This window comes from Thiocapsa sp., from assembly GCF_011390875.1.
GTDB lineage: Bacteria > Pseudomonadota > Gammaproteobacteria > Chromatiales > Chromatiaceae > Thiocapsa.
In genome coordinates this window covers 1-24,626 of the sequence record NZ_JAABRP010000011.1, presented here as the reverse complement: position 1 = coordinate 24,626, position 24,626 = coordinate 1, and the positions used below count along the sequence as shown (strand labels likewise).

23 protein-coding genes are annotated in these 24,626 nt (G+C 65.2%); 18 read left to right on the top strand and 5 right to left on the bottom strand.

The annotated features are described in order from the left end of the window. Positions 1 to 788 (bottom strand): class I tRNA ligase family protein (locus tag GPT33_RS01715; protein WP_296805304.1); only part of this gene is annotated, 788 nt, incomplete at its 3' end. Between the two features lie 163 nt (positions 789 to 951). Here GPT33_RS01715 and GPT33_RS01710 point away from each other — a divergent pair. From GPT33_RS01710 to fdxB, 14 genes are all read left to right on the top strand, one after another. Further along, entirely contained in the window at positions 952 to 1,746 is a 795-nt protein-coding gene (locus GPT33_RS01710) for an ABC transporter permease (RefSeq protein WP_296805302.1), read from the top strand. A gap of 112 nt (positions 1,747 to 1,858) precedes the next feature. Continuing rightward, positions 1,859 to 2,596, top strand: coding sequence for an ATP-binding cassette domain-containing protein (locus tag GPT33_RS01705; protein WP_296805300.1), 738 nt, complete (start codon positions 1,859 to 1,861; stop codon positions 2,594 to 2,596). After that, a complete protein-coding gene (locus tag GPT33_RS01700; RefSeq protein WP_296805298.1) occupies positions 2,593 to 3,708 on the top strand; it encodes an MlaD family protein in 1,116 nt (371 codons plus the stop codon). The genes GPT33_RS01705 and GPT33_RS01700 overlap by 4 nt, the downstream gene beginning before the upstream one ends. A 125-nt stretch (positions 3,709 to 3,833) precedes the next feature. Next, a complete protein-coding gene (locus tag GPT33_RS01695; protein WP_296805296.1) occupies positions 3,834 to 4,457 on the top strand; it encodes an ABC-type transport auxiliary lipoprotein family protein in 624 nt (207 codons plus the stop codon). Between the two features lie 48 nt (positions 4,458 to 4,505). Then, positions 4,506 to 5,837, top strand: a complete 1,332-nt coding sequence (locus GPT33_RS01690) for a hypothetical protein (RefSeq protein ID WP_296805294.1) — start codon at positions 4,506 to 4,508, stop codon at positions 5,835 to 5,837. A 6-nt stretch (positions 5,838 to 5,843) separates the two neighbouring features. After that, a complete protein-coding gene (locus GPT33_RS01685) occupies positions 5,844 to 6,746 on the top strand; it encodes a DMT family transporter (protein WP_296805292.1) in 903 nt (300 codons plus the stop codon). Between the two features lie 176 nt (positions 6,747 to 6,922). Beyond that, complete coding sequence (locus tag GPT33_RS01680; RefSeq protein WP_296805290.1) at positions 6,923 to 9,655, top strand: type IA DNA topoisomerase; 2,733 nt, start codon at positions 6,923 to 6,925, stop codon at positions 9,653 to 9,655. A 418-nt stretch (positions 9,656 to 10,073) separates the two neighbouring features. Continuing rightward, on the top strand, positions 10,074 to 11,537 hold the full coding sequence (gene nifE, locus GPT33_RS01675; protein WP_296805288.1) for a nitrogenase iron-molybdenum cofactor biosynthesis protein NifE: 1,464 nt from the start codon (positions 10,074 to 10,076) through the stop codon (positions 11,535 to 11,537). Then, entirely contained in the window at positions 11,530 to 12,921 is a 1,392-nt protein-coding gene (gene nifN, locus GPT33_RS01670) for a nitrogenase iron-molybdenum cofactor biosynthesis protein NifN (RefSeq protein ID WP_296805286.1), read from the top strand. The genes nifE and nifN overlap by 8 nt, the downstream gene beginning before the upstream one ends. A gap of 162 nt (positions 12,922 to 13,083) precedes the next feature. Beyond that, positions 13,084 to 13,575, top strand: a complete 492-nt coding sequence (locus tag GPT33_RS01665) for a NifB/NifX family molybdenum-iron cluster-binding protein (RefSeq protein ID WP_296805284.1) — start codon at positions 13,084 to 13,086, stop codon at positions 13,573 to 13,575. Then, positions 13,572 to 14,027: a SoxR reducing system RseC family protein gene (locus GPT33_RS01660; RefSeq protein WP_296805282.1), complete on the top strand. Its 456-nt coding sequence runs from the start codon at positions 13,572 to 13,574 to the stop codon at positions 14,025 to 14,027. The genes GPT33_RS01665 and GPT33_RS01660 overlap by 4 nt, the downstream gene beginning before the upstream one ends. 60 nt (positions 14,028 to 14,087) lie before the next feature. Then, positions 14,088 to 14,561: a NifX-associated nitrogen fixation protein gene (locus tag GPT33_RS01655; RefSeq protein WP_296805280.1), complete on the top strand. Its 474-nt coding sequence runs from the start codon at positions 14,088 to 14,090 to the stop codon at positions 14,559 to 14,561. Positions 14,562 to 14,601: 40 nt separating this feature from the next. After that, positions 14,602 to 14,817 carry a CCE_0567 family metalloprotein gene (locus GPT33_RS01650; RefSeq protein ID WP_296805278.1) on the top strand — a complete coding sequence of 72 codons (216 nt, stop codon included), beginning with the start codon at positions 14,602 to 14,604 and terminating at the stop codon, positions 14,815 to 14,817. Between the two features lie 33 nt (positions 14,818 to 14,850). Further along, positions 14,851 to 15,162 carry a ferredoxin III, nif-specific gene (gene fdxB, locus GPT33_RS01645; protein ID WP_296805277.1) on the top strand — a complete coding sequence of 104 codons (312 nt, stop codon included), beginning with the start codon at positions 14,851 to 14,853 and terminating at the stop codon, positions 15,160 to 15,162. A 34-nt stretch (positions 15,163 to 15,196) separates the two neighbouring features. Here the strand turns inward: fdxB and GPT33_RS01640 are convergent, their stop codons facing one another. The 4 genes from GPT33_RS01640 to GPT33_RS01625 form a co-directional block, all read right to left on the bottom strand. Then, positions 15,197 to 15,367, bottom strand: coding sequence for a hypothetical protein (locus tag GPT33_RS01640; RefSeq protein WP_296805275.1), 171 nt, complete (start codon positions 15,365 to 15,367; stop codon positions 15,197 to 15,199). A 209-nt stretch (positions 15,368 to 15,576) separates the two neighbouring features. Further along, positions 15,577 to 18,792, bottom strand: a complete 3,216-nt coding sequence (locus tag GPT33_RS01635) for a PAS domain S-box protein (RefSeq protein WP_296805273.1) — start codon at positions 18,790 to 18,792, stop codon at positions 15,577 to 15,579. Positions 18,793 to 18,847: 55 nt separating this feature from the next. Next, positions 18,848 to 21,040 (bottom strand): EAL domain-containing protein, encoded by a 2,193-nt coding sequence (locus GPT33_RS01630; RefSeq protein WP_296805271.1) that lies wholly within the window; start codon positions 21,038 to 21,040, stop codon positions 18,848 to 18,850. Between the two features lie 206 nt (positions 21,041 to 21,246). Next, complete coding sequence (locus tag GPT33_RS01625; RefSeq protein WP_296805268.1) at positions 21,247 to 21,921, bottom strand: OmpA family protein; 675 nt, start codon at positions 21,919 to 21,921, stop codon at positions 21,247 to 21,249. 259 nt (positions 21,922 to 22,180) lie between these two features. Between GPT33_RS01625 and GPT33_RS01620 the strand changes: the two genes are divergently transcribed. From GPT33_RS01620 to GPT33_RS01605, 4 genes are all read left to right on the top strand, one after another. After that, positions 22,181 to 22,747 carry a DUF2878 domain-containing protein gene (locus GPT33_RS01620; protein ID WP_296805266.1) on the top strand — a complete coding sequence of 189 codons (567 nt, stop codon included), beginning with the start codon at positions 22,181 to 22,183 and terminating at the stop codon, positions 22,745 to 22,747. Continuing rightward, positions 22,740 to 23,534 (top strand): DUF1295 domain-containing protein, encoded by a 795-nt coding sequence (locus GPT33_RS01615; RefSeq protein ID WP_296805264.1) that lies wholly within the window; start codon positions 22,740 to 22,742, stop codon positions 23,532 to 23,534. Before GPT33_RS01620 ends, GPT33_RS01615 begins: the two co-directional genes overlap by 8 nt. 119 nt (positions 23,535 to 23,653) lie before the next feature. Beyond that, positions 23,654 to 24,292: a DUF6134 family protein gene (locus tag GPT33_RS01610; protein ID WP_296805262.1), complete on the top strand. Its 639-nt coding sequence runs from the start codon at positions 23,654 to 23,656 to the stop codon at positions 24,290 to 24,292. Continuing rightward, the coding region (locus tag GPT33_RS01605) for a lipocalin family protein (protein ID WP_296805260.1) at positions 24,289 to 24,626 on the top strand (338 nt) is incomplete at its 3' end. The genes GPT33_RS01610 and GPT33_RS01605, both read left to right, overlap by 4 nt.

Here is a 24,626-nt window from a genome sequence, read left to right as displayed (position 1 = left end):
CCGGTCAGGGGCAGCTCCACGAATTCGCCGATCAGATGTCTGTAGCGCTCGTCTTCCGGGTTGACGGCCACCGCGCAGTCGCCGAGCAGGGTCTCGGGGCGGGTGGTGGAGACCACCAGATGCGTCGGCCCCGTCGCGCCGGGCGGCAGCACCAAGGGATAGCGGATGTCCCACATGTGGCCGGACTCTTCCTCCGAGATGACCTCGAGATCGGAGACCGCCGTGTGCAGGGCGGGATCCCAGTTGACCAGACGCTTGCCGCGATAGATCAGCCCCTCCTCGAACAGACGCACGAAGACCTCGCGCACCGCGTTGGAGAGCCCCTCGTCCATGGTGAAACGCTCGTGCTGCCAGTCCAGCGAGGAGCCGAGACGGCGCAGCTGGCGGGTGATGTTGCCGCCGGATTCCTGCTTCCACTCCCAGACGCGCTCGATGAAGGCATCGCGACCCAGGTCATGCCGGGTTTGGCCGGCGGCCTCCAGTTGGCGCTCGACCACCATCTGGGTCGCGATCCCGGCGTGATCCGTGCCCGGCTGCCAGAGGGTGCGATCGCCTTTCATGCGGTGATAGCGCACCATCGTATCCATGATGGTGTTGTTGAAGCCGTGACCCATGTGGAGGCTGCCGGTCACGTTCGGCGGCGGGATCATGATGCAATAGGCTCCGCCCCCCGTGCCGTCGGCCCGGGTGCTCCCGGTCTGGTCGGCCGGGACGAAATAGCCTTGCTCTTCCCAGAGGCGATACCAGTTTTTCTCGAGGGTTTGGGGGTCGTAGTTCTTATCCAGCATGATGGTGTCGCCGTCCGAGAAGCGCGTTCGAATGAAGTCGCGAGTATAACCGAAGGCGCCCGACGCTTAGGGACGCTCAACTGCGCTCGACTCGGATGGAGCGCCGCGGCGCCGACGGTTTAAGATCAACCGGGAAGCTGCACGGGGGGCAGGGTCAGGCGTGATGGGAATCGACGACAGACACAGGGGGCCCTTCAGCGGGCCGACCGGTTGGATCGAGGAGATCGGCTTCGCCGCGATCGCCCTTGCGAGCTGCATCGGACTTTATTTGAAGATCCTGCTCGGGCGGGCGCGCTTGGACATGCCGGCCTTCACCGCATCGTTGCGTCAGGCCGGGCTCTCGATTCTGCCGGCCATTACCTTGGTCACCGTCTCCCTCGGTCTGATCCTCGGTCACCAGATCGAGTCCATACTGACCGATCTCGACCTGCCCGGGCTCGTCGTCTTGACCCTGACCTACGGGACCGTGATGGAGCTGGTGCCGATCCTGGTCGGGATCCTGGTGGCAGGTCGTGCCGGTGTTGCGCTCGCGGTCCGACAGGCGACGCTGACGGTGACCGGCGAGATGGACGGCCTGCTCGCAAGCGGGATCCACCCCATTCAATTCACCGTCGGTCCCGTGCTCCTGGCGATGTTGCTGATGAGCTTCGCCTTCATGGTCTGGGGCACCTTGGTCACCTTCGCCGCGGCCGGCGCCTGGTTATGGACAATGGCCGGAATTTCTCCGGCGCTGCTCTTCGAGTCGTTGATCCGAGCGCTCAGCGTCGGTGCCCTGATCGAGGCGTTGGTGAAGCCCTTGCTGTTCGCGCTTTTGATCGCCCTCATCGCGACGGTCAACGGCACCGGGGCGGGCCGGAATCCGGAGGGCATCTCGCGCGCCGCGACGCGGACCATGATCGGGGCGGTCTCGGCGATCCTGGTGATGGACCTTCTTTATATTCTGTTTTTGCGAGTGTGATGCAGCGGACTCCAGCCTCCAGCCTCCAGCCTCCGGCCTGCAGCGAGATCGTGCGGTGTGTTGATGACGCCGGCCGTGACCTTGCGCGGCGACGGCGACCGCGGTGGGCGCCATGACTGCGGCACTGCTGCTCGAGGGGGTTTACCAGCATGTCGGCGGGCGCATGGCACTCGACGACATTCGGCTCGTGCTGCCCGAGGGTGCTTGGTTGCTGATCTGCGGTCCGAACGGCGCGGGCAAGAGCCTCTTGACCCGATTGATCTTGGGACTGGACCGGCCCTCGGCGGGTACAATCGAGGTTCTGGGACAGGATCTGAGTCGGCTCGGCGAGACCGCGATGGTGCGTCTGCGCGGTGACATCGGGGCGGTGCTGCAGCGCGGCTCGCTGCTCTCCGACTACAGCGTGCTGGAGAACCTCCTGCTGCCCCTGCGCAACGCGCCCATGACCCGTTACGACATGGCCCGTGCTGCGCGTTTGGTGATGACCTTGTTGGGGCTGGACGGACTGGAGAATCACATGCCGCGCGGACTGTCCCTGGGCCAACAGAGACGCGTGGAGCTGGCGCGTGCACTCATCCATCGCCCGAAGCTGCTGGTTTGGGACGGTCTTTCCGACGGGCTCGATCCGACCGTCGCCCGCGAAACCTTGGGGGTCCTGCGTACTTTGAGGGAGAACGGCAACCTGACCCTGATCGCCACCGACAACGTCCCGGATGCGTTGGCCGGAGCCGCCGATCGGGTTGCGGTGATGGAGCGCGGCCGATTGCTGTTCGAGGGCTCGCCGCAGGAACTGGAATCAGCCGGCGCGGCCCGTCTCGAACTGCGCGCAGCCCTTTGGGGACATCCATGAGCGAACCCCCGGGTTCTGCGGATCGCCGGCTCGACCGGCTCTATTCCCCGCCCGAGATCGGCGCGCCGGGCAAGCGTCGGGCGCGGGCCGAGCGTCGTGACCTGCTGTATGCCGGCATCTTCGTGATTGCGATGGCGGCCTTTGCCGTGGCTGCGTTCACCCTGGTCCTACCCGGTCTGTTCGGGAAGACCTACCGGCTGCAGGCCTATTTTCCCGACGCAGACGGACTCGATGCCGGGCTTCAGGTCGTCCAGGATGGCTATGTTATCGGTCTGGTCGAGCGGGTCGAGCCCGTCTTCCCGGGCAGCGATACCCATCGGCTCCATTGCCCGATGCCGTCTGCCGACATGCCGGCGCGCTCGCCGACCCTGCCCTGTTTCCGCGCGACCTTGAGGATCCGCGACAACTGGCCGATTCCGAAAGGCAGTCAGGCGCAGTTGGCGCCGCTGGGTCTCCTGAAGGGAGAGGCCATCAGCATCCGGCCCGGCAGCTCCGCGGATCTCTATGCCGACGGGGCCGTCATCGACGCGAAGCCCCCCGACGTGGACCTGACCGAGCGGCTCGCAGCCCTCACCGAGACGGTCCGCATCGTGGTCGAGGAGAGCATCGCCCCGACGCTCGCGAGCATTCGCGATCAGGTCAAGACCATCGAGCTGCTGATCGGTACGGGGGAGGACCAAGGCGAGAACCGCGATCGCCTTGCGGGCGCCTTCGAGAATCTCCGGCTCCTGTCCGAAAACCTCGTCACGGCGGTCGATCCGGATGCGATCGGCGCCATCCTGGGCTCGGTGGAGGAGATGTCCGCGAGCCTTGCGCTCATGACCGGCGACATGACCGGCAGTACAAAGGACATCCGGCGCGCGGTCGCCGATTACGGGGACCTGGCGGTGGACATCCGGGGCCTGATCAGCGAGAACCGCCCGGCCATCCAGAGCTCTCTCGACGACACCCAGTTCCTCCTGCAGTCCCTATCCGCCGCCTTGATCCCCATCTTGACCAACATCGAAGACGCGAGCCGCAATCTCTCGGCCCTCGCGCGCGATCTGCGCGGCAACCCGGCCCTGATCATCAAGGGTCGGGATCAAGAGGAGCAGGCGCCATGGTTCCGCTGAGGGGCGATCACCCGCATCATGCGTCGACGATCTCGAGCCGCCTTTCGACGTGCTCGAGCCGGTCGCTCAAACGATTGACGTCGCCATTTCAACGCTCTACGTCCGCAAAGACCGGTATCGGCCGCTTGCCTTATCTCCTTCCAGCCCTGGTCTTCGCCCTGGTCACGGGAGGTTGCGGCTCGTCCGCGCCCATGCGGCCAGACCTCTTCTATTCGCTCGACCCCGAGCCGCTGGAGTCCCCGGTCGGCTCGCCGCTGCCGGCAACCTTGCTGGTTTCCGACCTGGCCGCGCGCGGCTTCCTCGGCGGGCGGCAGATCGTCTTCCGCACCGAGACCGAGCCTCTGCAGGTGCAGCGTTACGACGACCTCCTCTGGGCCGACCCTGTCCCGCGCGCACTCTCGCGCAACCTGGTCCGTGCCGTGCGGCACGCGCAGGTCTTCGAGTTCGCCTTGATCCCGGCCGACCGCGCCCGTGCGGACTACCTGCTCGGCGGCGAGGTGGAGCGTTTCGAGCATCTGCCGACGGCGACGCCACCGCGGGTGGTCGGCACGCTCAACCTGGCCTTGGTGCGCGCCGACGACCGTCGGTCCGTCCGGGACCGTCGCTACAGTCGAGATGTCGAGGTACAGGGCGACACGCCCGACGCCATGGCCGAGGCGTTCAACCGACTGGCGGCCCTGCTGGCCGCCGATGTGGTGCGCGACCTTCGGACGCTGCCCGGGCCCTCGCGCTCCCCGGTGGCCCCATGATCGGCGACGGCACGGGGTCGGTTTCGCGCTGTTGCCCGGACGGTCTCGATGCGACCTGACCGGTTCGCGGCGCTCTATCCCCGCGGTCTGGATCGGATGCGCGTCGCCTGGGAGCATCTGCGCATCCCGGGGCCGCCGGCGGAGTATGCCCTGACCCGCATCGAGGTCGAGCACCCCGACCCGCAGCGACGCTTCGCCCGCCGCACGATTCAGGAGATCCTCTGCGACGACGACCGGCTGGCTCTGATCGACAAGGCGTCGCCCCACAGTCTCTTCGATCTCATGGTGTCGGAGATCTCGGATCCTCCGAAGGCCACGCCCTGCGCCGTGGAGCCCATCACCGGCGCCGTCCTCTGGCGAACCGGGCTCGCCTTCGTGCGCTTCGTCTCCGACCCGCAAATCATGCGCCGTTTCGATCTGGCCGACGGCGAGCTGCATCTCGCGCTCAACTGCGACCCCAACACGCACGACCGCGAAAGCGTGCAGGCGGCCAAACAGTTTCATCTCCATCTCCTCTATTGGAGCGCCGAGGCTTTGGCGCCGTTGGAGAGCGCGGGGCGATTCGGTGCTGCCGCGGATGTCCGGCTGCGCCGTCAAGCCATCGACCCGCTCTCCTTCCTCGGTGCACGCTTGATCCACGCGTCGCTGGCCGGATTCGACCTCGGCATCCCGGGTGCCCGGCTTGCGGTGCCGGACGAGCGGTTGACGATCCGAGGCGACCGGCCGCTCGGCTGCCTGATCGAGCTGCCAGGCTGGCAGGTACTCGGCGATCCCGCGTTCGAGGATCTCATCCGGCGCCTACATCTGCGCCTCGAGTCGCTGGCGGCGGATCTGCTCGAGGTCTTCACGGGGCAACGCCGAGCGCCGTCGCCCTGGCATCGCCATGCGCTGCGCCCGCATGCCCACATTGCGCGTGGCCTCGCCGGGCTGCCGGTGTCCGCGCGGATTCGGGCCGGGCTGGGCGAGCTGTCCCTGGCACTCAGAGACCTTCCCGTGTCGACCGCCCGCCGCTTGGAACGGACCGATGCGCGCCGCCGCATGGATCTCATGACACTGAATCAGCCCTGCTACGCCCTGAATCTCCATGCTCCCGAGCGCAACCGTCAGGGTGCAACGCTCGAAGACGCCGGAGTCGTGCACCTGACCATCCAGCCCAAGCTCTTCTCGGGCATCGGCGGGGCCGGTCTGCTCGGGCTCGGCGGTGTTCCCAGCGTGCGTATCCTGCGTGGCGAGGGTCGTTTGAGCGTCGAGAGCTGGCATCGTCGAGGCGGGTTTCAACGTGCGTTCGCCGAATTCAACCGAAGCCTCCAGGGCGACAACCGTGTCATCCGTTTCCAGCCCCTCAAGCGGTTTATCGACCCAAGCATCGGTTGGGCATGAGCGCGGATGGATTTCTCGGATTTCGCCCACCTCTGGATCCTCTTCTCGCTCGCGTCGGCCTTCTTTCACGCCTCTCGCCTCGCGGTCACCAAACATCTCAGTCTCGACTTCTCGACCGAGGTGCTGACGTTTTACGTCAACCTCAGCAGCCTGGTCATCACGCTGCCGCTGATCCTCTGGTATCACGATTTCCCCTTCCATGAGCCGGCCTATCTCATGGCCGTCCTCAGCGGGGGCATCTTGTCGGCCTTCGGCGGCTGGGCGCTGAATGCGGCACTGCACAAGACCGAGGTCTCGCTGGTCGGACCCCTGATGACGCTTACCCCCGGGTTCGCGATCCTGATTGAGTGGCTCGTCACGGGTGCCCTGCCGGCATCGGTCGGTTTGCTCGGTGTGGTCTTGCTGGTAGGCGGGGGGTACATCCTGAGTCTCGGCGACCATGAGGTGCGCTGGTATCTCCCCTTCAAGCGGCTGGTGACGGATCCGGGCAGCGTGCTCGGGCTTGTCGCCGCCGCCTGCTTCGCCGCCGCAAGCGTGGTCGGGCGGATCGGCATCCAGCTGAGCGATCCGCTGTCGTTTGCCGTGGTCGTCGCCATCGTCAATCCGCTCGTCATCTTCGTGCTCTTCAGCCTTCGCGACCGGGGCTTCTATCGGCAGATCTTCACACCGCAGGCGCGCCGCCGTATCCGGCCTCTGCTCGTCCTCGGGGCGCTGTTCGCGCTCATGCGGATTGCCGATCAGATCGCGCTTAGCTTGACGTTGGCCTCCTACGCCATGGCCGTGAAACGCACCGCCGGGATCTTCTCCGTTGTCCTCGGGCGTTGGTTTTTCAACGAGCACCATGTCGTCATCAAGCTGATCGGTGCCGCCGTCATGCTGCTCGGGGTGGTGGCGTTGACGCAGAAGTAGGCTAAACCGCGCCTGACGGGGTATGGGATGTTTTTGGATTGGATCGGCCCCGGCAGACTTGACGACCGTTGGAGCCTGCGCGGTTTAAGCCGACGTTCGGCGGTTTGCCGCGAGGCCGGTTGTCGGATTACGCTGCGTTAATCCGACCTACGCGGCGGGTTGGAAGGGAGATCTGGATGACGATCGTGGTGGTTGCTGAAAAGCCGAGCGTCGCCCGCGACATCGCGCGAGTGCTGGGTGCGCGCCGCAAGGGCGAGGGGTTTCTGGAGGGCAACGGCTATCGGGTGACCTGGGCGATCGGGCATCTGGTCCATTTCGCCGAGCCGGACGAGTACGGCGATGCCCAGGGTGTCGACTGGGCGGGGCGTTGGTCTGCAGGCCAACTCCCGATGATCCCCGACGCATGGAAGCTCAAGACCGCGAAGCAGACTGCGGCCCAGTTCAAGCTCGTCAAGGCCCTCATCACGGCACCCGACACAGAGCGTCTGGTGTGTGCAACGGATGCCGGACGCGAAGGCGAGCACATCTTTCGTCTCATCTATCAGCACGCCCGCTGCAGAAAGCCGTTCGACCGGCTCTGGATCTCCAGCCTGACCGACGAGGCGATCCGCGATGGCTTTCGCGCGCTGCGCCCCGGCCAAGCCTACGATCATCTCGCCGATGCGGCGCGTGCCCGTGCGCAGGCGGATTGGCTGATCGGCATGAATCTCACGCGGGCCTATACGGTGCACAACCGGGTCCTCTGCACGATCGGACGGGTGCAGACCCCGACCCTGGCGATGATCGTCGCCCGCGATCAGGCGATCGCCAACTTCACCAAGGCATTCTTCTACGAGCTGGTCGCGCATCTGACGACCGCCGGTGCGGCGCATTTCGACGCCCGTTACATCCGCGACGGCGAGACCCGCATCGAGAAGAAGGAAGAGGCCGAGCGGCTGCATCGGGAGCTGAGTCCCCACCGCACCGGCACGGTGACCAAGGTCGAGAAAAAGATCCGTACCGTCCGGCCCCCGCCGCTCTACGACTTGACCAATCTGCAGCGCGATGCCAACCGGCGCTTCGGTTTCACCGCCGCGCAGGTGCTCGAACATGCTCAGTCGCTCTACGAGACCCACAAGCTCATCAGCTATCCACGCACCGAGAGCCGCCACATCTCCGAGGACATGCTGCCCGAGCTGCCGGGGATCCTGAAGGGTCTGCAACATCCACTCGCCGGGGAAGCATTGGAACGGCTTCAGGCGGGTCACCGGTTGGGCAAGGCTTACGTGGACCGCACCAAGCTGACCGACCATCACGCCATCCTGCCCACCGGCAAGACACCCTCTCCCGATCTGCCGCCCGCGCTGCGCAAGATCTACGACCTGGTGGTCACGCGCTTCGTCGCCGTGTTCCTGCCGGATCAGCGCATCGAGGAGACACGCGTGGAGATCGCGATCGGGGATGCGACCTTCCTGGCGCGCAGTGCGCTGGTGCTCGATCCCGGCTGGAAACGTGCGGAAGCCGCAGGGCGTGCGCCGCCCCGGGGCGAGCCGGCTTCGAGTGCGGCGCCGGTCGCGGACGATGCCGTCGAGGAGACCGGCGAATCAGGCGTCCTGCCGCCGCTGGTCCAAGGACAAGAGCTGGCCGTCGACAGCCTGGAGGTGCAGGAGAAGGAGACGCAGCCGCCGCGTCACTACGACGATTCGACCCTCTTGGCCGCCATGAAGAACGCCGGTCGCGAGATCGAAGACGATGCCCTGGCCGCGGCCATGAAGCAATCCGGTCTGGGCACCCCGGCGACGCGTGCCGAGATCATCGAGAAGCTGATCCGCACCCGTTATGTCGAGCGCCGACGCAAGCAGTTGCATGCTACGCCGAAGGGGATCGCCCTGATCGGTCTGGTCGCCCCGGCCCTGCGCAGCCCGGAGCTGACGGCCGAGTGGGAGCAGCGGCTCAAAGACGTCGAGCACGGCGAGCTGCCCGTAGATGTCTTCGATCGCGACATCGTCGGCTTCCTGCGCGACCTAGTGCCGCAGATCGCACAAGGCCCGGCGATGTCGGCCGAGCAGGTGGCAGCGGAGCGTGCCGAACGCCCGGCGATAAAGGGCGCGAAGACCGGAAGGGCGGGGGGTACGCGCAAGGCCGGGCGGTCGCGCCGGGGCGACGCCTCGGAAGGATCGATCGCATCTCGGACTGCCGGTCTCGGCGCCTGTCCGATCTGTCGCGAGGGCGAGGTCACGGAGAACGCACGCGCCTATGGGTGCAGCCGCTATCGCGAGGGCTGCGGCTTTACCGTCTGGAAGACGGTCGCCGGTTTGGCGCTGACGCAGGATCAGGTGCGCCGACTCATCGCGCAGGGTCGGCTCCCGCGTCTCGAAGGCTTCACCTCGAAGGCAGGCAAACCCTTCGGCGCCGGGTTGCGGCTGGATGCGGCCGGCAAGGTCGTCTTCGATTTCGAGGCCGAGGCGACCGACGCCGGGTCGGCGGAGGCGGCCGGCGAGGACGGGCAGGGGGCTCGCAAGGCCACTCGATCCCGTCGAGGCAGATCGACGGCTCCGGTCACTCCGGAGCAAGCGAAGGACACCCGCGCGCCGACCCCTTCGATTCGCGACCAACCCCCCGTCTGTCCGAAATGCGGCCAGGGCAAGATCATCGAAGGTCGCCGCGGTTTCGGCTGCAACCGCTTTCGCGAGGGTTGCGACTTCGTCGTCTGGAAGACCTACGACGGCCGGGATCTGGACGAGACGGACATCCGTGACCTGATAGAGCACGGGCTGACGCGGTTGATCGCGGGCAATGGGGCCGGCCTCGATGCGCTCCGGCTGCGGCTCGATGCGCAGTGGCAAGTCGTGACCGAGACCATGGCGACCGATGCGCCCGAGGAGGGCTTCTGTGCCGGCCGGCCGGTGCGTTCGCTCACTTCGAGGTAGTGATCGACCGTCTCATGGAAGGCTGTTTCCAACTCATCGACCGTGGTGCCGTGAAACACGGCGATATCCTTGATGCCGGCCAGTCGGCCGACAAAGATGCGGTCCTCCGGATCGTACTCGATGCGGGCGGCATAGCCGCGGTAGGTCATGGCGTTCATGGTGTGACCCCGGCGTTTTCCAGAAACTCACGCGCTGCAACGATACCGTAGGCAAGTAGGCCGGCGGGGTGAATGGTCTCATCGACTCTGCGATGACTGCTCGGTGTCCGTGAAATCACCATAGTCGTTTGCGGGGCTTTCAGACATCCACCTTGTCGTGAACCCGACAGACACCCGATCTTCTCTCTTCGAAACAAGACTATAGCGATTGGCATAAGGTCTGCTTAAGAAGCTCCAAAGCGAACGCCTTCGGAGCCTTCATGAAACAGAAAGAGATCGCCGCGCTGCTCGACGAGCCAGCCTGTGCGCACAACGCCAAGGACAAGTCGGGCTGCGCCAAGCTCAAGCCCGGTGCGACGGCCGGCGGCTGCTCGTTCGACGGAGCACAGATCGCGCTTCTGCCGATCGCGGATGTTGCGCACATCGTGCATGGCTCCATCGCCTGTGCGGGCAACTCCTGGGACAACCGGGGTGCACGTTCGAGCGGTCCGAGCCTCTACAAGATCGGCATGACGACCGATCTGACCGAGCAGGACGTCATCATGGGCCGCAGCGAAAAGCGGCTCTTCCTCGGGATCAAGCAGGCGATCGACAGCTACAAGCCCGCGGCGGTCTTCGTCTACAACACCTGCGTGCCGGCTTTGACCGGCGACGATGTCGGTGCAGTCTGTAAGGAGGCGCAGAAGCGGTGGGGCACGCCCGTGGTGTCGGTCGATGCCGCAGGGTTCTACGGGACCAAGAACCTCGGCAACCGGATCGCCGGCGAGACCATGGTCACCCAGGTCTGCGGCACCCGCGAGCCCGACCCGGTTCCGCCGGGGATCGAGCATGAGGGCTTCAAGGTCCACGACGTGAATCTGGTCGCCGAATACAACATCGCCGGCGAGCTCTGGAACGTCCTGCCCCTGCTCGACGAGCTGGGTCTGCGCGTGCTCTGCAGCCTCTCCGGGGATGCGCGCTTCCACGAGGTGCAGACCATGCACCGCGCGGAGGTCAACATGATGGTCTGCTCCAAGGCCATGATCAACGTCGCGCGCAAGCTGAAGGAAACCTACGGCACCCCCTGGTTCGAGGGCAGCTTTTACGGCGTCGCGGACGTCTCGCAGGCGCTGCGCGATTTCGCGCGCATCATCGACGACCCGGATCTGACCCGCCGCACCGAAGCCCTCATCGCCCGCGAGGAGGCCAAGATCCACGCGGCACTCGAACCCTATCGGGCGCGTCTGCAGGGCCGCAAGGTCCTGCTCTACACCGGCGGGGTCAAGAGTTGGTCGATCATCTCGGCCCTGCAGGATCTCGGGATGACGGTGGTCGCAACCGGCACGCGCAAGTCCACGGAGGAGGACAAGGCCCGCATCCGTGCGCTGATGGGCGAGGACGCGGTCATGATCGAGGACGGCAATCCGCGCGGCCTGATCGATCGGGTCCGAGAGAACGGCGTCGACATCCTGATCGCCGGCGGGCGCAACCTCTACACGGCGCTCAAGGCCCGCATCCCCTTCCTCGACATCAATCAGGAGCGCGAATTCGGCTACGCCGGCTATGTCGGCATGGTCGAGCTGGCGCGCCAGCTCTGTCTGACGGTCGAGAGCCCGATCTGGGATGCGGTACGCCGTCCCGCGCCCTGGGCGGCAGTCGCGGGGCACGCCCAGCCGGCACCGGTGCAGTCCCTATCGCTCGCCGCAAACGAGAGCGCCCCTGTCGAGGTGCCGTCCCATGCCTGAGATCATCAAACGCAACAAAGCCCTCTCGGTCAGCCCGCTGAAGGCCAGCAACACGGTCGGCGCAGCGCTCGCCTTCCTCGGGTTCAATCGGACCATCCCGATGCTGCACGGATCCCAAGGCTGCACCGCTTTCGGCAAGATCTTCTTCGTGCGGCACTTCCGCGAGCCGATCCCGCTGCAGACCACGGCGATCGATCAGGTGAGCGCCATCATGGGCAGCGAGGCGCAGGTCGTCGAAGGGCTGAAGACCATTTGCGAGAAGAGTGCGCCGGACCTGATCGGGCTGCCGACCACGGGGCTGGTCGAGACCCAGGGCGCGGACATCGAGATGGCGGTGCGGGTCTTTCGCGAGACCTGGCCGCAGTTCGCGGGCACCGCGGTCGTGCCGGTGTCCACACCGGACTTCACCGGCTGTATGGAGTCCGGCTACGCGCAGGCGACCAAGGCGATCATCGAGACGCTCGTCCCGACCCGCGCCGAGGCCGGCACACGGCCGGGACGTCGCGAGCGTCAGGTCAATGTCCTGCCCGGGTCGCACCTGACGCCCGGCGACATCGAGTATTTGAAGGAGTTGATCGAGGCGTTCGGTCTGTCCCCGATGGTGTTGCCGGATCTTTCGGATTCGCTCGACGGCCATCTGCCCGAGACGGACTACAACCCCCTGACCATCGGCGGTACCCGCGTGAGCGATCTGGCGAGCGTCGGCGATGCCGTGGCGACCCTGGTGATCGGCGCCTCGATGGACGCGGCGGCCGATGCCTTGGCGGAGCGCACCGGCGTTCCGGATCATCGCTTCGCACATCTGATGGATATGGATGCCGTCGACGGGCTCGTGATGACGCTCTCGCGGATCGCCGATCGCCCGGTCCCGGCCAAGGTCGAGCGGCAGCGTGCGCAGCTTCAGGACGCCCTGCTCGACTGCCACTTCATGTTGGGCATGTCGCGCTTCGCCGTCGCCGCGGAGCCGGATCTCTTGGTCGGCTTCAGCCGGATGCTCGCAAGCGTCGGGTCCGAGGTGGTCGCGGCAGTCGCCCCGGCCAATGCCCCGGCCTTGCAGGATGTCGCTGCACGCGAGGTCAAGATCGGCGATCTCGAGGATCTCGAGATCGCCGCGCGCGAGCGCGATGCCGAGATCCTGATCGGCAATTCGCATGCGGTGCATACCGCCGAACGGTTGGGCATCCCCCTACTGCGTGCCGGCTTTCCCCAGTACGACCGGGTCGGCGGATTTCAGCGCACCTGGATTGGCTATCGCGGCACGCGCGACGCCATCTTCGATCTAGCCAATCTACTGCTCGGCGAGGAGCGCGGCGAGATCCATCCCTATCGCTCGACGCTCAAACAGCGCCCGGAGTCCGAGTGCGAGATGCCGCGCCCAAACTGACACGCGGTTTCTGGAGTCGAGCTCGGACCCTTACGCCATGGATTTGTCCTTATTCATTCTCCTTAAAGCGCGGCTCTCATGCACCGCGACGTTCGCAGCCGGACCAAACAGCCCATGAACCACACACACGCCGAGACCAAAGAAGCGCTTTAAGGAGGCCCGATGGGAATGGAACGACGACTGAAGGTCCTGTGTATGAGCGACGAGACGACATCCATGGAGACCGAGACACGCATCAAGGCGGCCTTCGCCTCCTCGGACATGAAGCAGATCGACCAGCACTTCGGCGCGGCCGAGTCCTTCGTCGTCTACTCGATCGCCTCGCATGAGCATCACCTGCTCGAGGCGATCCAGTTTGCACGGCTTGAGATGGACGGCAACGAGGACAAGCTCGCCGCCAAGATCGCGGCGCTCGAGGGCTGCGACGTCGTTTACTGCGAGGCGGTCGGAGCCTCCGCCGTGAGCCAGCTTCGCGCCAAGGGTATCCAGCCGATGAAGGTCAGTCCCGGAACCCCGGTCAGCCGCTTGATCCGCGACTTGCAGGGCGAGCTGCGGGACGGTCCGAGCGCTTGGCTCGCGCGCACGCTCGCCGGCCGGACCCCCGGGCGCAACCGTCGCTTCGATGCGATGGAACTGGAGGGCTGGAGCGAATGATCGAGACGCCCGCCAAGGTGGTCGATGTGAAGCCGGGCGTCGCCTGGGTCGAAACCGTTCGGCAGAGCGCCTGCGGGAGCTGCGGGAGCGCCGGAAGCTGCGGTACCTCCGTCGTCGCCAAGCTCTTCGGCGCACCTCGAAGCCGCTTGCGGATCGACGATGCGCAAGGGCTGCGGGTCGGTGAGCAGGTCGTGATCGGCATCCCGGACGGGACGCTGGTGCGGGCATCGTTCGTCGCCTATCTGATCCCGCTGGTGTTCCTGATCGCGGCCGCCGCCTTGGCAACGCGCCTGGGCGCGGGCGAAGGGAGCGTGGCCCTGATCGGCATCGGCGGACTCGCCATCGGACTCTGGCTGAGCGGACGCTTGACCGGCGGGCCATCCGCCCGGGAGCGCTATCGCCCGATCCTGGTGCGTCGCGGGACCTCTGCCGATGTCCCGATGCCGTTCTGAAACACCACCCGAAGAAACCATATGTCCACGACGGACAGCCACTTAGAAGAGGAAATCACCATGACCGAGACACTTGCGGGAACCGCCGACGATCAGGGGCTTATGCAATCTCAGTTCGTCGTGGAGATGGATCGCCAGATGCGCGCCATCGACCCCTACGGCGAGTTCGACGGACTCTCGACCGCAGAGCTCCTCGAACCCTTCATCCTGACCAAGGAAAAGCGCCAGCAGATCCCCTTGGTCGGCGACCCAGACGATACGGTCGTGGCCCGGATCAAGGCGTACTACAACGCCATCTCGGCCATGATCGAATCCGAGTGCGGACTCATGGCCGTGCCGTTGGTGCACCTGAGCCACGAAGGATTCGGTCGTGTCGTCATTACGGTGGGCAAGCTGGTCGTGCTGGACCGCTCGCTGCGCGACGTGCATCGGTTCGGTTTTCCGACCCTTTCGAAAATGAAGGACGAGGCCGACAAGGTGCTGTCGGTCGCACTCGAGCTGATCGGCGAGCATTCCAAGGTGGCGGGGCTTTAAGTGATTGATAAATCGTTAATAGACTTTGGGGATTCCCGGGATGACGGCTGATGAGATTCGCGCCTTGGAGAAGGCCGTGAGCAAGGCGAAACGGATCGCCACCGAGCGGGCCGGGGAGCTGCATGATTTGGTGGAGGATCGGTTGCCCGCCGGGTACGAGGAGATCCCGGGCATCGCTCAGGCCACCTACGATGCCTGCTTGGCTTGGGCGAAGGCCAATGCTGCGCTCAAGGCAGCTCAGGCCGAGAGTGCTTGAACGAACCCCCTTTTCGAACATGGAGAAACCACCATGAGTGTCATCACGGGCATTACCCGCGGGGGCGTCGAATGGACGCCTGCGTTCATCGAGAGCATCAACCAAAACAACTGCATCGGCTGCGGTCGCTGTTATAAGGTCTGTCCGCGGGATGTCTTCGAGCTGGTCGACCGCGAGGATCTCGACCTGGAAGAGCTCGAAGACGAGGGTGACGACGACTTCGACGAGGCGCCGGGCATGGTCATGAATCTCAAGGATGCGCTCGACTGTATCGGCTGTCAGGCGTGCTCGCGGGTCTGTCCCAAGAAGTGTCTCTCGCACGAGCCTCTAGCGGCAGCCGCGTAGGACCACAGCGGTCGGAGCTTGCGTGCGCCGCGCGTCATTCGGCCGAGCGCTGTTGCTTTAACCAGGGGTCGAGCCATTGCAGGCGTTGCAGCTCGAGTGTGGGAATGCTCGCGGTTTGCTCCCGCATCGCGAGAGCCTGCTCGCGATAGCCTTCTCGGCGCAGCCCGCTCGCCCGGCGTGCGAGCAGGCGGTCGTCGCGCGCCATCAGGGCGTAGGTGCTGCGCAGGGCCAGCCCATGGCTGGGTCCGCTGTCCTAGCCCGTTTCGGACTGGGTCCCGTACCGGTCGAGTGCACGCTTGGCGCCGGCGCCGCCGACGATTCGCGTCCTCCTCGCAGTGGCTCAGCACACCGGCATAGTCGAAGAGGGCGCTGTCCCATTGCGGACGCGCTGAATCTGGTTGACCGGATCCAGGATCATGTTTGCGCCCTCAACACCCGAACCCGCTCGAGTGCGGATGGATAGTCGTAGGAGTCGATCATTCGCCCCAGGGCGATGATCTCCTCGCCGAGCAATTGCCGCAGCGTCGGGACTGCATCGGCGAAGATGCGATTGACCTCGGCGTCATCGTGACTCAGCAGGCGTTCCAGCGTGTCCAAGAGTGCATCGATCTCGGAGGGATCCGGCATGACCGCTCGTTGAGCGTCGTCTGCCGCCGTGGACACCTCAAGCGGTTCAGAAGGTGTCTCGGCGTCGGTTTCGGGTCCCCCGGCTGCAGGCCGTAAAATCCATCGCTGCAGCAGGGCATAGAGGGCCGCGGGGTCGAAGGGTTTGGCGATATAGTCGTTCATGCCGGCGTCGAGACAGCGGCGTCGATCCTCATCGAACGCGCTCGCGGTCATGGCGATGATGGGGGTGTCTTGGCGGCCATGGAGTCCGCGGATCCGTCGGGTCGCCTCGAGACCGTCCATCGCGGGCATGTGCATATCCATCAGGATGGCATCGTAGGGCGTCCGCTCGGTCATCGCCACCGCCTGCGCGCCGTTGTCGACCACATCGACCCGCATGCCGGACTCGGTCAGGAGGTCGTAGGCGACCTCCTGATTGATCGGGTTGTCTTCCACCAGCAACAGATGGGCACCTTTCGGCAAGCCAGCGCGGCCTTGCGCGCCTTCATTAGGGTCCGCGAGGCGTGCGGCGGGATTGCACCGCCGCAGACGCGCCGTCGCCCAGAAGAGGCTGCCCGCGCCGGGTCGGCTCTCGACGCCGACCGCACCGCCCATCAACTCGGCCAAGCGCCGGTTGATCGCCAACCCCAGCCCGGTGCCGCCGTAGCGGCGGGTCGTCGAGGCGTCGAGCTGTTCGAATGCGCGAAACAACCGCTTCTGGTCTTCGGCGGGAATGCCGATACCGCTGTCCTCGACCTCGAGGCGCAGCAGGATCTCCTCCTCTGCGGTCTCGATGACGCGTGCACGTATTCGGATCAACCCTTGCTCGGTGAACTTGATGGCGTTGCCGATATAGTTGAGCAGGATCTGGCGCAGCCGTGTGGCATCCCCGATCAGGATCGGCTCGCGCTCCAGAAGCGGATCCTCCTCGACCGCCAGCTCGAGCCCACGCACCCGCGCGCGATCGGAGATCAACGCCGCTGAATCCCGAAGCAACGCGCCGAGATCCAACGGGGCAGATTCGAGGATCAACCTTCCGGATTCGATCTTCGAAAGGTCGAGCACCTCGTTGATGAGGCGCAGCAGGTGGCCGGAGGCACCCACGATCTTCTCCAGCCGATCTCGTTGCTCGCTGTCGGCGATCCGCTCGCGCAGCAGATAGGTGAGGCCGACGATGGCATTCAGGGGCGTACGGATCTCATGGCTCATGTTCGCCAGGAAGGCGCTCTTCGCCTGGTTGGCTGTTTCCGCCTGACGGCGTGCATCCTCGAGCTCGGACGTGCGTCGCGCCACCAGCTCCTGGAGGTGATGGCGATGCTGGTCGAGCTCGTCGCTCATCCGTTTACGATCGGTGATGTCCTCGATCACCGAGATGAAGTAATCGGGTGTGCCGTCGGGTTTGCGAGCGAGCGAGACGGTCAGATTGGCCCAGACGATGTCGCCGTCCTTGCGGACATAGCGCTTCTCCATGGCGTAATGGTCGATCTCGTCGGCCAGGACGCGATGGACGGCGTCGAGACCCATCGCCAGATCATCCGGGTGGGTGATCTCCTGGAAGGTCCGGCCGAGCAGCTCCTCGACACCGTAGCCGAGGATCTGGCACAGGCGCTCGTTCACCCTCAGCCAGCGTCCATCCGGGGCGACCATGGCGATACCGACCGCCGCTTGCTCGAAGGTCCCGTGAAAACGGGCCTCGGAGGCGCGCGAGCGGACCAATGCGTCCTCGGCTTGGGCGCGTGCAAGCTGAGCGTCTTCCAGCAGGTTGAGCGTGGCCAAGCGCTCATGCTCTCGAGCGGTCGGCGTCGACGACGGGGGCGCGTCCTCGATCTGTTGCGCTGTGACGCAGGCGTCCTCGTGCGCGGTTTCGGCGGAATCGGTCTTGTGAGCGGCTGCGCTCGCCGCTGGAGGGGAAGAATCAGCGGGCTCCCGGCCAAGCTCGCGGGATAGCCGATCCACCTGCCGCTTGAGCGCAATCATTGCGAGCTCGCGGTCGACCATGGCGCGGTTGAAGCGCTCGAGCTGCTCGTTGCGTACGCGTAACGCCTGCATGGCCTCCAGGCGCTCGCTGATGTCGTGACAGGTGACCTGGATATCGATGTTGCCGTCGATTGCGTAGGACACGGCGCTCACTTGGGCAGGAACGACCGAGTCGTCTACGGCCAGCAGTGCCTCCTGCAGCACCGGTACGCTCACGCCCGGAGCCGAGCGCAGTGTCGCGATACGGGCTCGCACGGCCGCATGAATCTCGGGGTGGAAAAGGTCGTAGACGGAGCGGCCGAGGATCTCGTCGGCGTGGCGTGCGCCCAACAGGCGAATCCCGGCCGGGTTGATGTAGTGGATACGATCGTTGCGGTTGATGAAGATGAGATCGGGTGCGTTCTCGACGATACGGCGATTGCGCTCTTCGCTCGCGCGCAGGGCCTCGAGGTCGCGGCGGCGGCGTAAACGCTCGATCAGCAGGAGACCTAGGGCCAAGGTGAATAACGGATGGATGATCATCACCGGCAGGCTGACGGTCGCGAGTACCGTTCGGGCCGTCTCCCACGGCAGCGTCAGCATGAGGGCCAGCATCACGGCGTGCACGACTAGCCCCAACGTGTAGAGGCTGCGCCAGCCGATGTCCTCGACGGGACCGCGCAAGGTACGGCGCCACACTAGACCGATCAGCCCCGAGGCCAGAATGACCGCGATTCCGGGTAGGGCCGCGGGGCCGCCGAGCATCCCGCGGTAGAGGGCCGCCATCAGCATGGCGATCAGGGTCGGGACCGGGCCGATGAATAAGCCGCTGATCGCGAGCAAGACCGAGCGCGTGTCGAAGATGATCCCCGGCATCAACGTGGCGCTGATCTTCATCAGCAGCACACAGATGAGTCCGATGAGCAGGCCGATGCCGATGGTTGAGCGGTTGCTCCAGGCCATGTGCCCCTTGGGCAAGGCAAGGTCGATGACCTGCGCGAGTGCGAGCAGCAGGGCCGCGTTGAGCAGCAAAGAGAAGCTAAACTCGAATAGTGTCGGGGTGCTCATCCTGATCCGCTCCGCGTATCCGTGTCCCGCGCTGCGTTCACGTGCCTTCGGTAGATCACTGTCGACCCGTTGGACCGAGACGCGTAAGCGTAGCCTCGCCGCGGAAGGGCTCTGTTTCCACTGGTTTCGGCAGGGCGAGCTCGCGGCCCTCGCGCAGCAGTGTTTCGAACGCTTCCGCGGGAATCGGCCGGCTGAACAGGTAGCCTTGCATCTCGTCGCAATCGTTGGTGTACAGAAAGGCGAGCTGCGCGCGGGTCTCGACACCCTCGGCGATGACCGAGAGGCCGAGCCTGTGGGACAAGGAAATGATCGCCCGCGCGATGGCCGCACTGCTCGAATCTTCCCGGAGGCCGCGCACGAAGGATTGGTCGATCTTGAGACGATTGATGGAGAAGCGGCGCAGATAGGCCAACGAGGAAAAACCGGTCCCGAAATCGTCGATCGAGAGGCTGATGCTCAATGCCTTGAGCCCCTCGGTGGCGCGGGTGAAGGCGTCGGTGTCCGCCATCAGGATGGTTTCGGTGAGCTCGAGCTCGAGCGCATCTCCGGGTAGGCCGGTCTCTCGCAGCACGCGGCCGGTCATGCCGGCAATGTTCTGCGAGGTGAACTGTCGCGCCGACAAATTGACGCCGACGGTGATCGGCGGCAGACCGGACTCCCGCCAGGCGCGGTTTTGAGCGCAGGCGGTGCGCAGCACCCACTCGCCGAGCGCCAGGATGAGGTCGCTTTGCTCGGCAATGGGGATGAACTCGACGGGGGGCACGAGTCCGCGCTGTGGATGCTGCCAGCGCACCAATGCCTCGGCGCCGATGATGGCGCCCGTGCTCAGGCTCACTTGCGGCTGATAGTGCAGCACCAGCTCATCCTGCTCGATAGCGTGCCGCAGGCCGTTCTCCAGGTCCAAGCGCTCGAGTGCGCGGGCGTTCATCTCGGCGGCGTAGAACTTCATGAGATTGCCGCCGGCGTGCTTGGCCCGGGTCATCGCAGCGCCGGCGTTGTGGAGTAGCGTCTCGCTGTTGCCGCCATCCCGCGGATAGATTGCCACGCCGAGGCTGGCGGTCAGGAAGAACTGTCTATCCGCGAGCCGACAGGGCTCGGAAAGTCCGCCGAGCAGCTCACGCGCGAGCCGCGTGACCGTCTCTGCATTCTCAGTGTCGACCACGACAACGAACTCGTCGCCCTCGTTGCGCGCCAGCGTGCCGTCGCCGGGAGTGACCGCGGCAAAACGTCGCGCCGCTTCCTGCAACAGGTTGTCGCCCGCCGCGTGCCCCAGGCTTTCGTTCACGGCCTTAAACCGGTCGAGGTTGATCAGGACGACGGCGAGGAACGTACCGGTCTCGCGGCAGCGTGCGATGCCTTGGGCGATCCGGTCGGTCAGAAGGTTGCGGTTCGGCAGGCCCGTGAGGGCGTCGAAGTTGGATTTGTGCTCGATCTCGGCGATGTAGCGCTTGCGTTCGCCGATGTCGCGAAAGCTGGTGACCGCGCCGATCAGCGCACCGTTCTCGCGCATGGGCTGGCAGGTCAGCTCGACCTCGAGAACGGAGCCGTCCTTGCGCCGAAAACAGCCTTCGCGGCGGTGGATCGCATGTCCGCCGCACAGGCAGGCACAGAGCGGGCAGGTGTCGGATGTCTCCGGGCCGGCGTCGCACCGCGGGAGATGAAAGGTTGCGTGGGCATCCCGACCGATCAGCGCCTCGCGTGCGTCGCCGAGCATAGCGGCTGCTGCGGGATTGATGAAGATGATGTCGCCGTGTGCGTCGGTTCCGCAAATGCCTTCGCCGACGGACAAGAGGATCTGCTCGCGCTGATGGCTGCGACGCTCCACATCGGCTTCGAGTCGGACGTTCTCGTCGCGCAGTCTGTCGCGTGCCTGCTTGAGCTCGAGATGGGCGCGAACCCGCGCAAGCACGATGGCGGGCTTCACCGGCTTTCCGATGTAGTCTACGGCGCCGAGCGCAAGACCACGGTACTCGTCCTCGTTCGCGTTCAGTGCCGTGACGAAGATGACCGGGATCTCGCGGGTCATCGGGTCGGCCTTGAGCCGTTTGATGACCTCGTATCCGTCGAGGTCAGGCATCATGACATCGAGCAGGACGAGGTCCGGGAGCGGCAGCGTGGCGGCGACCTGCAGTGCGCGCGCGCCGGAGTTGGCCACCCGCACCACATATTCCGGCAACAGCACCCCGCTCAGGACGCCCAGGTTCTCCGGGGCGTCATCGACGATCAGAATCGTCGGCTTGTCAGCCATGTCGGTGTACTCCGCACCGCGAGGACGAATCGGTCCACCTCAGCCGTCGTACGACCGGGCGAGACGCCCGGCCGCACCCTCGGCTCCCGCGCTCTTGCGTGCCGTCGCACGTCTGCTCCCTTGAAATCCTAGCACCCGCTCGATCCTCGCCGCCGGATACATGCCGGATCGGCCGGCCCGGCGATCTGCCGGATGCGGCGGCCGGATCAGGCCGTTATCGGCACGATGGTGATGTCGACCCGGCGGTTGAGACGCCGGCCCGCTTCCGTCTCGTTCGAGGCGATGGGCTGATTCTTTCCGTAGCCGGCGGCGATGATGCGTTGCGGCAGGACGCCGTCGGCCTCCATGTAGTACTGAACGGCACCGGCGCGCCGTTGGGAGAGGAGTTGGTTATGCTCCGCCGAGCCCGTGCTGTCGGTATGTCCGGAGATCATGAGCTCGGTCTTGCCGTATTTCCTCACGATCGCCGAGATCTTGTCCATGGTGCTGTAGAAGCCGGGCTGGATACGGTCCGAATCGATCTCGAAGGTGGTCGCACCTGTCATGCGCACCAGCAGTTCATTGTTCGGGAGCTTCTCTACGCTGATCATGCCGCTGGCGATCTCGTCGGCGAGCGCCTTCTCGAAGTCCTTGCGTTGGCTTTCCATGTAGGCGCCGACGGCGGTTCCGACGAGAGCCCCGCCGACTGCGCCGATCAAGGCGCCGCGTCCGGCGTTGGCGCTGAGCGACCCGATGATCGCGCCCGCAGCGGCGCCCCCCGCGCTGCCGATTGCCGCGCCTGAGCCGGTTTCGGTCAGACCGGAGCCGTCTGCGGCACAGCCTGCGACCAGGACGGCTGCGAGGGCACAGGCAGCGAGGCGTTTCAAGGGACGTAGGGTCATCTAGGTTCTCCCGAGGCAATGCGTGGTCAGAGGGTAAAAATCGTGACCGCAGATCATAACAGAGCCGCGCGAGGGCGCGACGCAGAGAGGTCGTGTGGAATCGCCCCTTTTCATGCTTCGCCCTCAACGCGTCGGCGCTCACCGCTCATGTGATGTCTGACTGGGCGCACACAGGTGCATATCGGTGCCGACGCTTGTCTCGGGGCCGAGCGACACAACATGTTCTCGAACGAAAGACAACCCGCGGGACATGAGATCGATGCTCAGACTTGTCGTCAACCTCGTCGCCTTCCAGATCGCCTGGTTCGCCTGCGTGCTGGGCGGTGCACACGGATGGCCTTGGCTCGGGGTCGGCGTAGCCGCGTCGGTCGTTGCCTTGCACCTTTGGATGTCCGACGCGCCGCGTCGGGAGGTGATGCTCATGGTGCTCGTCGGCGTCATCGGCGCCCTCTGGGACGGATTCCTGGTGCGCTTCGGGTTCCTCGAGTATCCGTCAGGCATGCTCCTGCCCTGGCTTGCCCCGGTCTGGATTATCGCCATGTGGGTAGCGTTTGCGACGACCTTGAACGTGGCGCTGAGCTGGCTCAAGGGGCGCTGGACCCTGGCTGTCGTGCTCGGCGCGATCGGCGGGCCGCTCGCCTTCTATGGCGGTCACATGCTCGGCGCCGTCGCCTTTCCGGACCCGGTCGTGGCGATGGCCGTGCTTGCGGGCGGCTGGTCCTTTTTGATGCCGCTGAGCGCCTGGCTGGCGCAGCGCTTCGACGGCGCAGGCTTTCCGAAGGCGGCTGGCTTGACCACACTCACGGAGGACGGCGCAGGTGTTTGATCTCAATCTCTATCTCACCGGCTTAGGCGCCGGGCTCGGCATGGCTCTCGGCGCCTGGCTCGTCAGTTTGAAGCTGAACGACGTCAGTATCGTCGACTCGCTCTGGTCGCTCTTTTTCCTGCTCATGGCAGCGGTCTTCCTTCTCGGGGCACCCGAGGCGGGTGAGCGCGCCTATCTCGTCTTCTTCCTGGTCACACTCTGGGCGGTACGGCTGAGCGTCTTCATCACCAAACGCAACTGGGGTCACGGCGAGGACCGGCGCTACCAGGCGATCCGGGCGGAGAACGAGCCGGGTTTTCGCTGGAAGAGCCTCTACATCGTCTTCGGTCTGCAGGCGATTCTGGCCTGGATCATCGCGCTTCCGCTGCTTGCGGCGACACTCGGGACCAACCCGCTGGGGTGGATCGACTACGCTGCGTTGTCGTTCTGGCTCGTCGGACTCTTCTTCGAAGCCGTCGGCGATCAACAACTGGCCGACTTCAAGGCCCGGCCCGAGAACAAGGGTAAGGTCCTGGATCAGGGACTTTGGCGCTACACCCGCCATCCCAATTATTTCGGCGAGGCCTGCATCTGGTGGGGCTACTTCTTGTTTGCGCTCGCGGCTGGCGGCTGGTGGACGATCGTCTCGCCGGTGCTTATGACGTTCCTGCTGCTGCGCGTGTCCGGCGTGGCCTTGTTGGAGAAGGACATCGGCGAGCGCCGGCCGGCTTACCGCGACTATATCGCGCGAACCAACGCCTTCTTTCCGGGTCCGCCGCGGCGGATCCGGAGTGATTCGAATCTTTGAGAAATCAAGTATCGGGAGTGATGCAAATGGAAACAAGACAACACTGGTTGGGGTCGCGACGCGCAATCCGAGAGAAGACGCAGCTTCCCTCCGCCCGCCGTCGGTGGTCGGCTGGCGCGATGGCTCTGATCGTCGGGGCTCTGATCGTCGGCGCCGCGCCATTGGTCTCCGCCAACACGGAGTCGGCAAATCTGAGGTTCAAGGTCTTCCTCGATCAGGATCCGATCGGCGAGCACAGCTTCGATATCCGCGCGCTCGGCAAGGATGCGCAGGTGTCGAGCCGGGCCAGCTTCGATATCAACTTCTGGATCTTCACCGCGTACAGCTATCGTCACGAGAGTCGCGAGACCTGGCGCGACGGTTGTCTGCAGACAATCGAGGCGACCACGGACGACAACGGCAAGGACTATCGTGTCCGGGGCGAGGAGAGCGGGGAGACGCTCGACCTGTCGGTCAACGGCGAGTCGCGTCGTCTGCCCGGCTGCGTCATGACCTTCGCCTACTGGGATCGTGATTTTCTGGAGCAGGAGAACCTCTTGAACCCTCAGACCGGCGAGCTGGTGCCGGTGCGGGTTCAGCCGCAAGGGACCGACTCGATCCGTTTCGGCGGCGAACAGGTCGCTGCGGCCCGCTATAAGCTCAGCACCGACGAGCTCGACCTGATCCTCTGGTATTCCGACGAGCACGGATGGATTGGTCTCGAAAGCGATACCGGCAAGGGCAAGACGCTGCGTTACCAACGGATGGCGCCGACATGAAGAGACTCTCGGCTCTTTTGCTCATCACACTCATGCTCGCCTTTGCGAGCGGCTGCACCGAAGAAGGAGGCGCGCCCATGGATACCGTCAAACAGGTCGATCTCGAACGCTTCATGGGCAAGTGGTACGTGATCGCCAACATCCCGACCTTTGTGGAGAAGGGCGCCTACAACGCCGTGGAGTCCTACGCCCTGAACCCGGACGGCACCATCGCGACCACCTTCACCTTCAACAAGGACGGCTTTGACGGGCCCCTGAAGACGCATAACCCGAAGGGCTTCGTGCGGGACACCGAAACCAATGCACTCTGGTGGATGCAGTTCATTTGGCCTTT

Excerpts from the sequence above, each read along its gene's own strand:
- GPT33_RS01710 (WP_296805302.1), top strand. The coding sequence starts at position 952 with ATGGGAATCGACGACAGACACAGGGGGCCCTTCAGCGGGCCGACCGGT.
- GPT33_RS01705 (WP_296805300.1), top strand. The coding sequence starts at position 1,859 with ATGACTGCGGCACTGCTGCTCGAGGGGGTTTACCAGCATGTCGGCGGG.
- GPT33_RS01700 (WP_296805298.1), top strand. The coding sequence starts at position 2,593 with ATGAGCGAACCCCCGGGTTCTGCGGATCGCCGGCTCGACCGGCTCTAT.
- GPT33_RS01690 (WP_296805294.1), top strand. The coding sequence starts at position 4,506 with ATGCGACCTGACCGGTTCGCGGCGCTCTATCCCCGCGGTCTGGATCGG.
- GPT33_RS01685 (WP_296805292.1), top strand. The coding sequence starts at position 5,844 with ATGGATTTCTCGGATTTCGCCCACCTCTGGATCCTCTTCTCGCTCGCG.
- GPT33_RS01680 (WP_296805290.1), top strand. The coding sequence starts at position 6,923 with ATGACGATCGTGGTGGTTGCTGAAAAGCCGAGCGTCGCCCGCGACATC.
- nifE (WP_296805288.1), top strand. The coding sequence starts at position 10,074 with ATGAAACAGAAAGAGATCGCCGCGCTGCTCGACGAGCCAGCCTGTGCG.
- nifN (WP_296805286.1), top strand. The coding sequence starts at position 11,530 with ATGCCTGAGATCATCAAACGCAACAAAGCCCTCTCGGTCAGCCCGCTG.
- GPT33_RS01665 (WP_296805284.1), top strand. The coding sequence starts at position 13,084 with ATGGGAATGGAACGACGACTGAAGGTCCTGTGTATGAGCGACGAGACG.
- GPT33_RS01660 (WP_296805282.1), top strand. The coding sequence starts at position 13,572 with ATGATCGAGACGCCCGCCAAGGTGGTCGATGTGAAGCCGGGCGTCGCC.
- GPT33_RS01655 (WP_296805280.1), top strand. The coding sequence starts at position 14,088 with ATGACCGAGACACTTGCGGGAACCGCCGACGATCAGGGGCTTATGCAA.
- GPT33_RS01650 (WP_296805278.1), top strand. The coding sequence starts at position 14,602 with ATGACGGCTGATGAGATTCGCGCCTTGGAGAAGGCCGTGAGCAAGGCG.
- fdxB (WP_296805277.1), top strand. The coding sequence starts at position 14,851 with ATGAGTGTCATCACGGGCATTACCCGCGGGGGCGTCGAATGGACGCCT.
- GPT33_RS01640 (WP_296805275.1), bottom strand. The coding sequence starts at position 15,367 with ATGGCGCGCGACGACCGCCTGCTCGCACGCCGGGCGAGCGGGCTGCGC.
- GPT33_RS01635 (WP_296805273.1), bottom strand. The coding sequence starts at position 18,792 with ATGAGCACCCCGACACTATTCGAGTTTAGCTTCTCTTTGCTGCTCAAC.
- GPT33_RS01630 (WP_296805271.1), bottom strand. The coding sequence starts at position 21,040 with ATGGCTGACAAGCCGACGATTCTGATCGTCGATGACGCCCCGGAGAAC.
- GPT33_RS01625 (WP_296805268.1), bottom strand. The coding sequence starts at position 21,921 with ATGACCCTACGTCCCTTGAAACGCCTCGCTGCCTGTGCCCTCGCAGCC.
- GPT33_RS01620 (WP_296805266.1), top strand. The coding sequence starts at position 22,181 with ATGCTCAGACTTGTCGTCAACCTCGTCGCCTTCCAGATCGCCTGGTTC.
- GPT33_RS01610 (WP_296805262.1), top strand. The coding sequence starts at position 23,654 with ATGGCTCTGATCGTCGGGGCTCTGATCGTCGGCGCCGCGCCATTGGTC.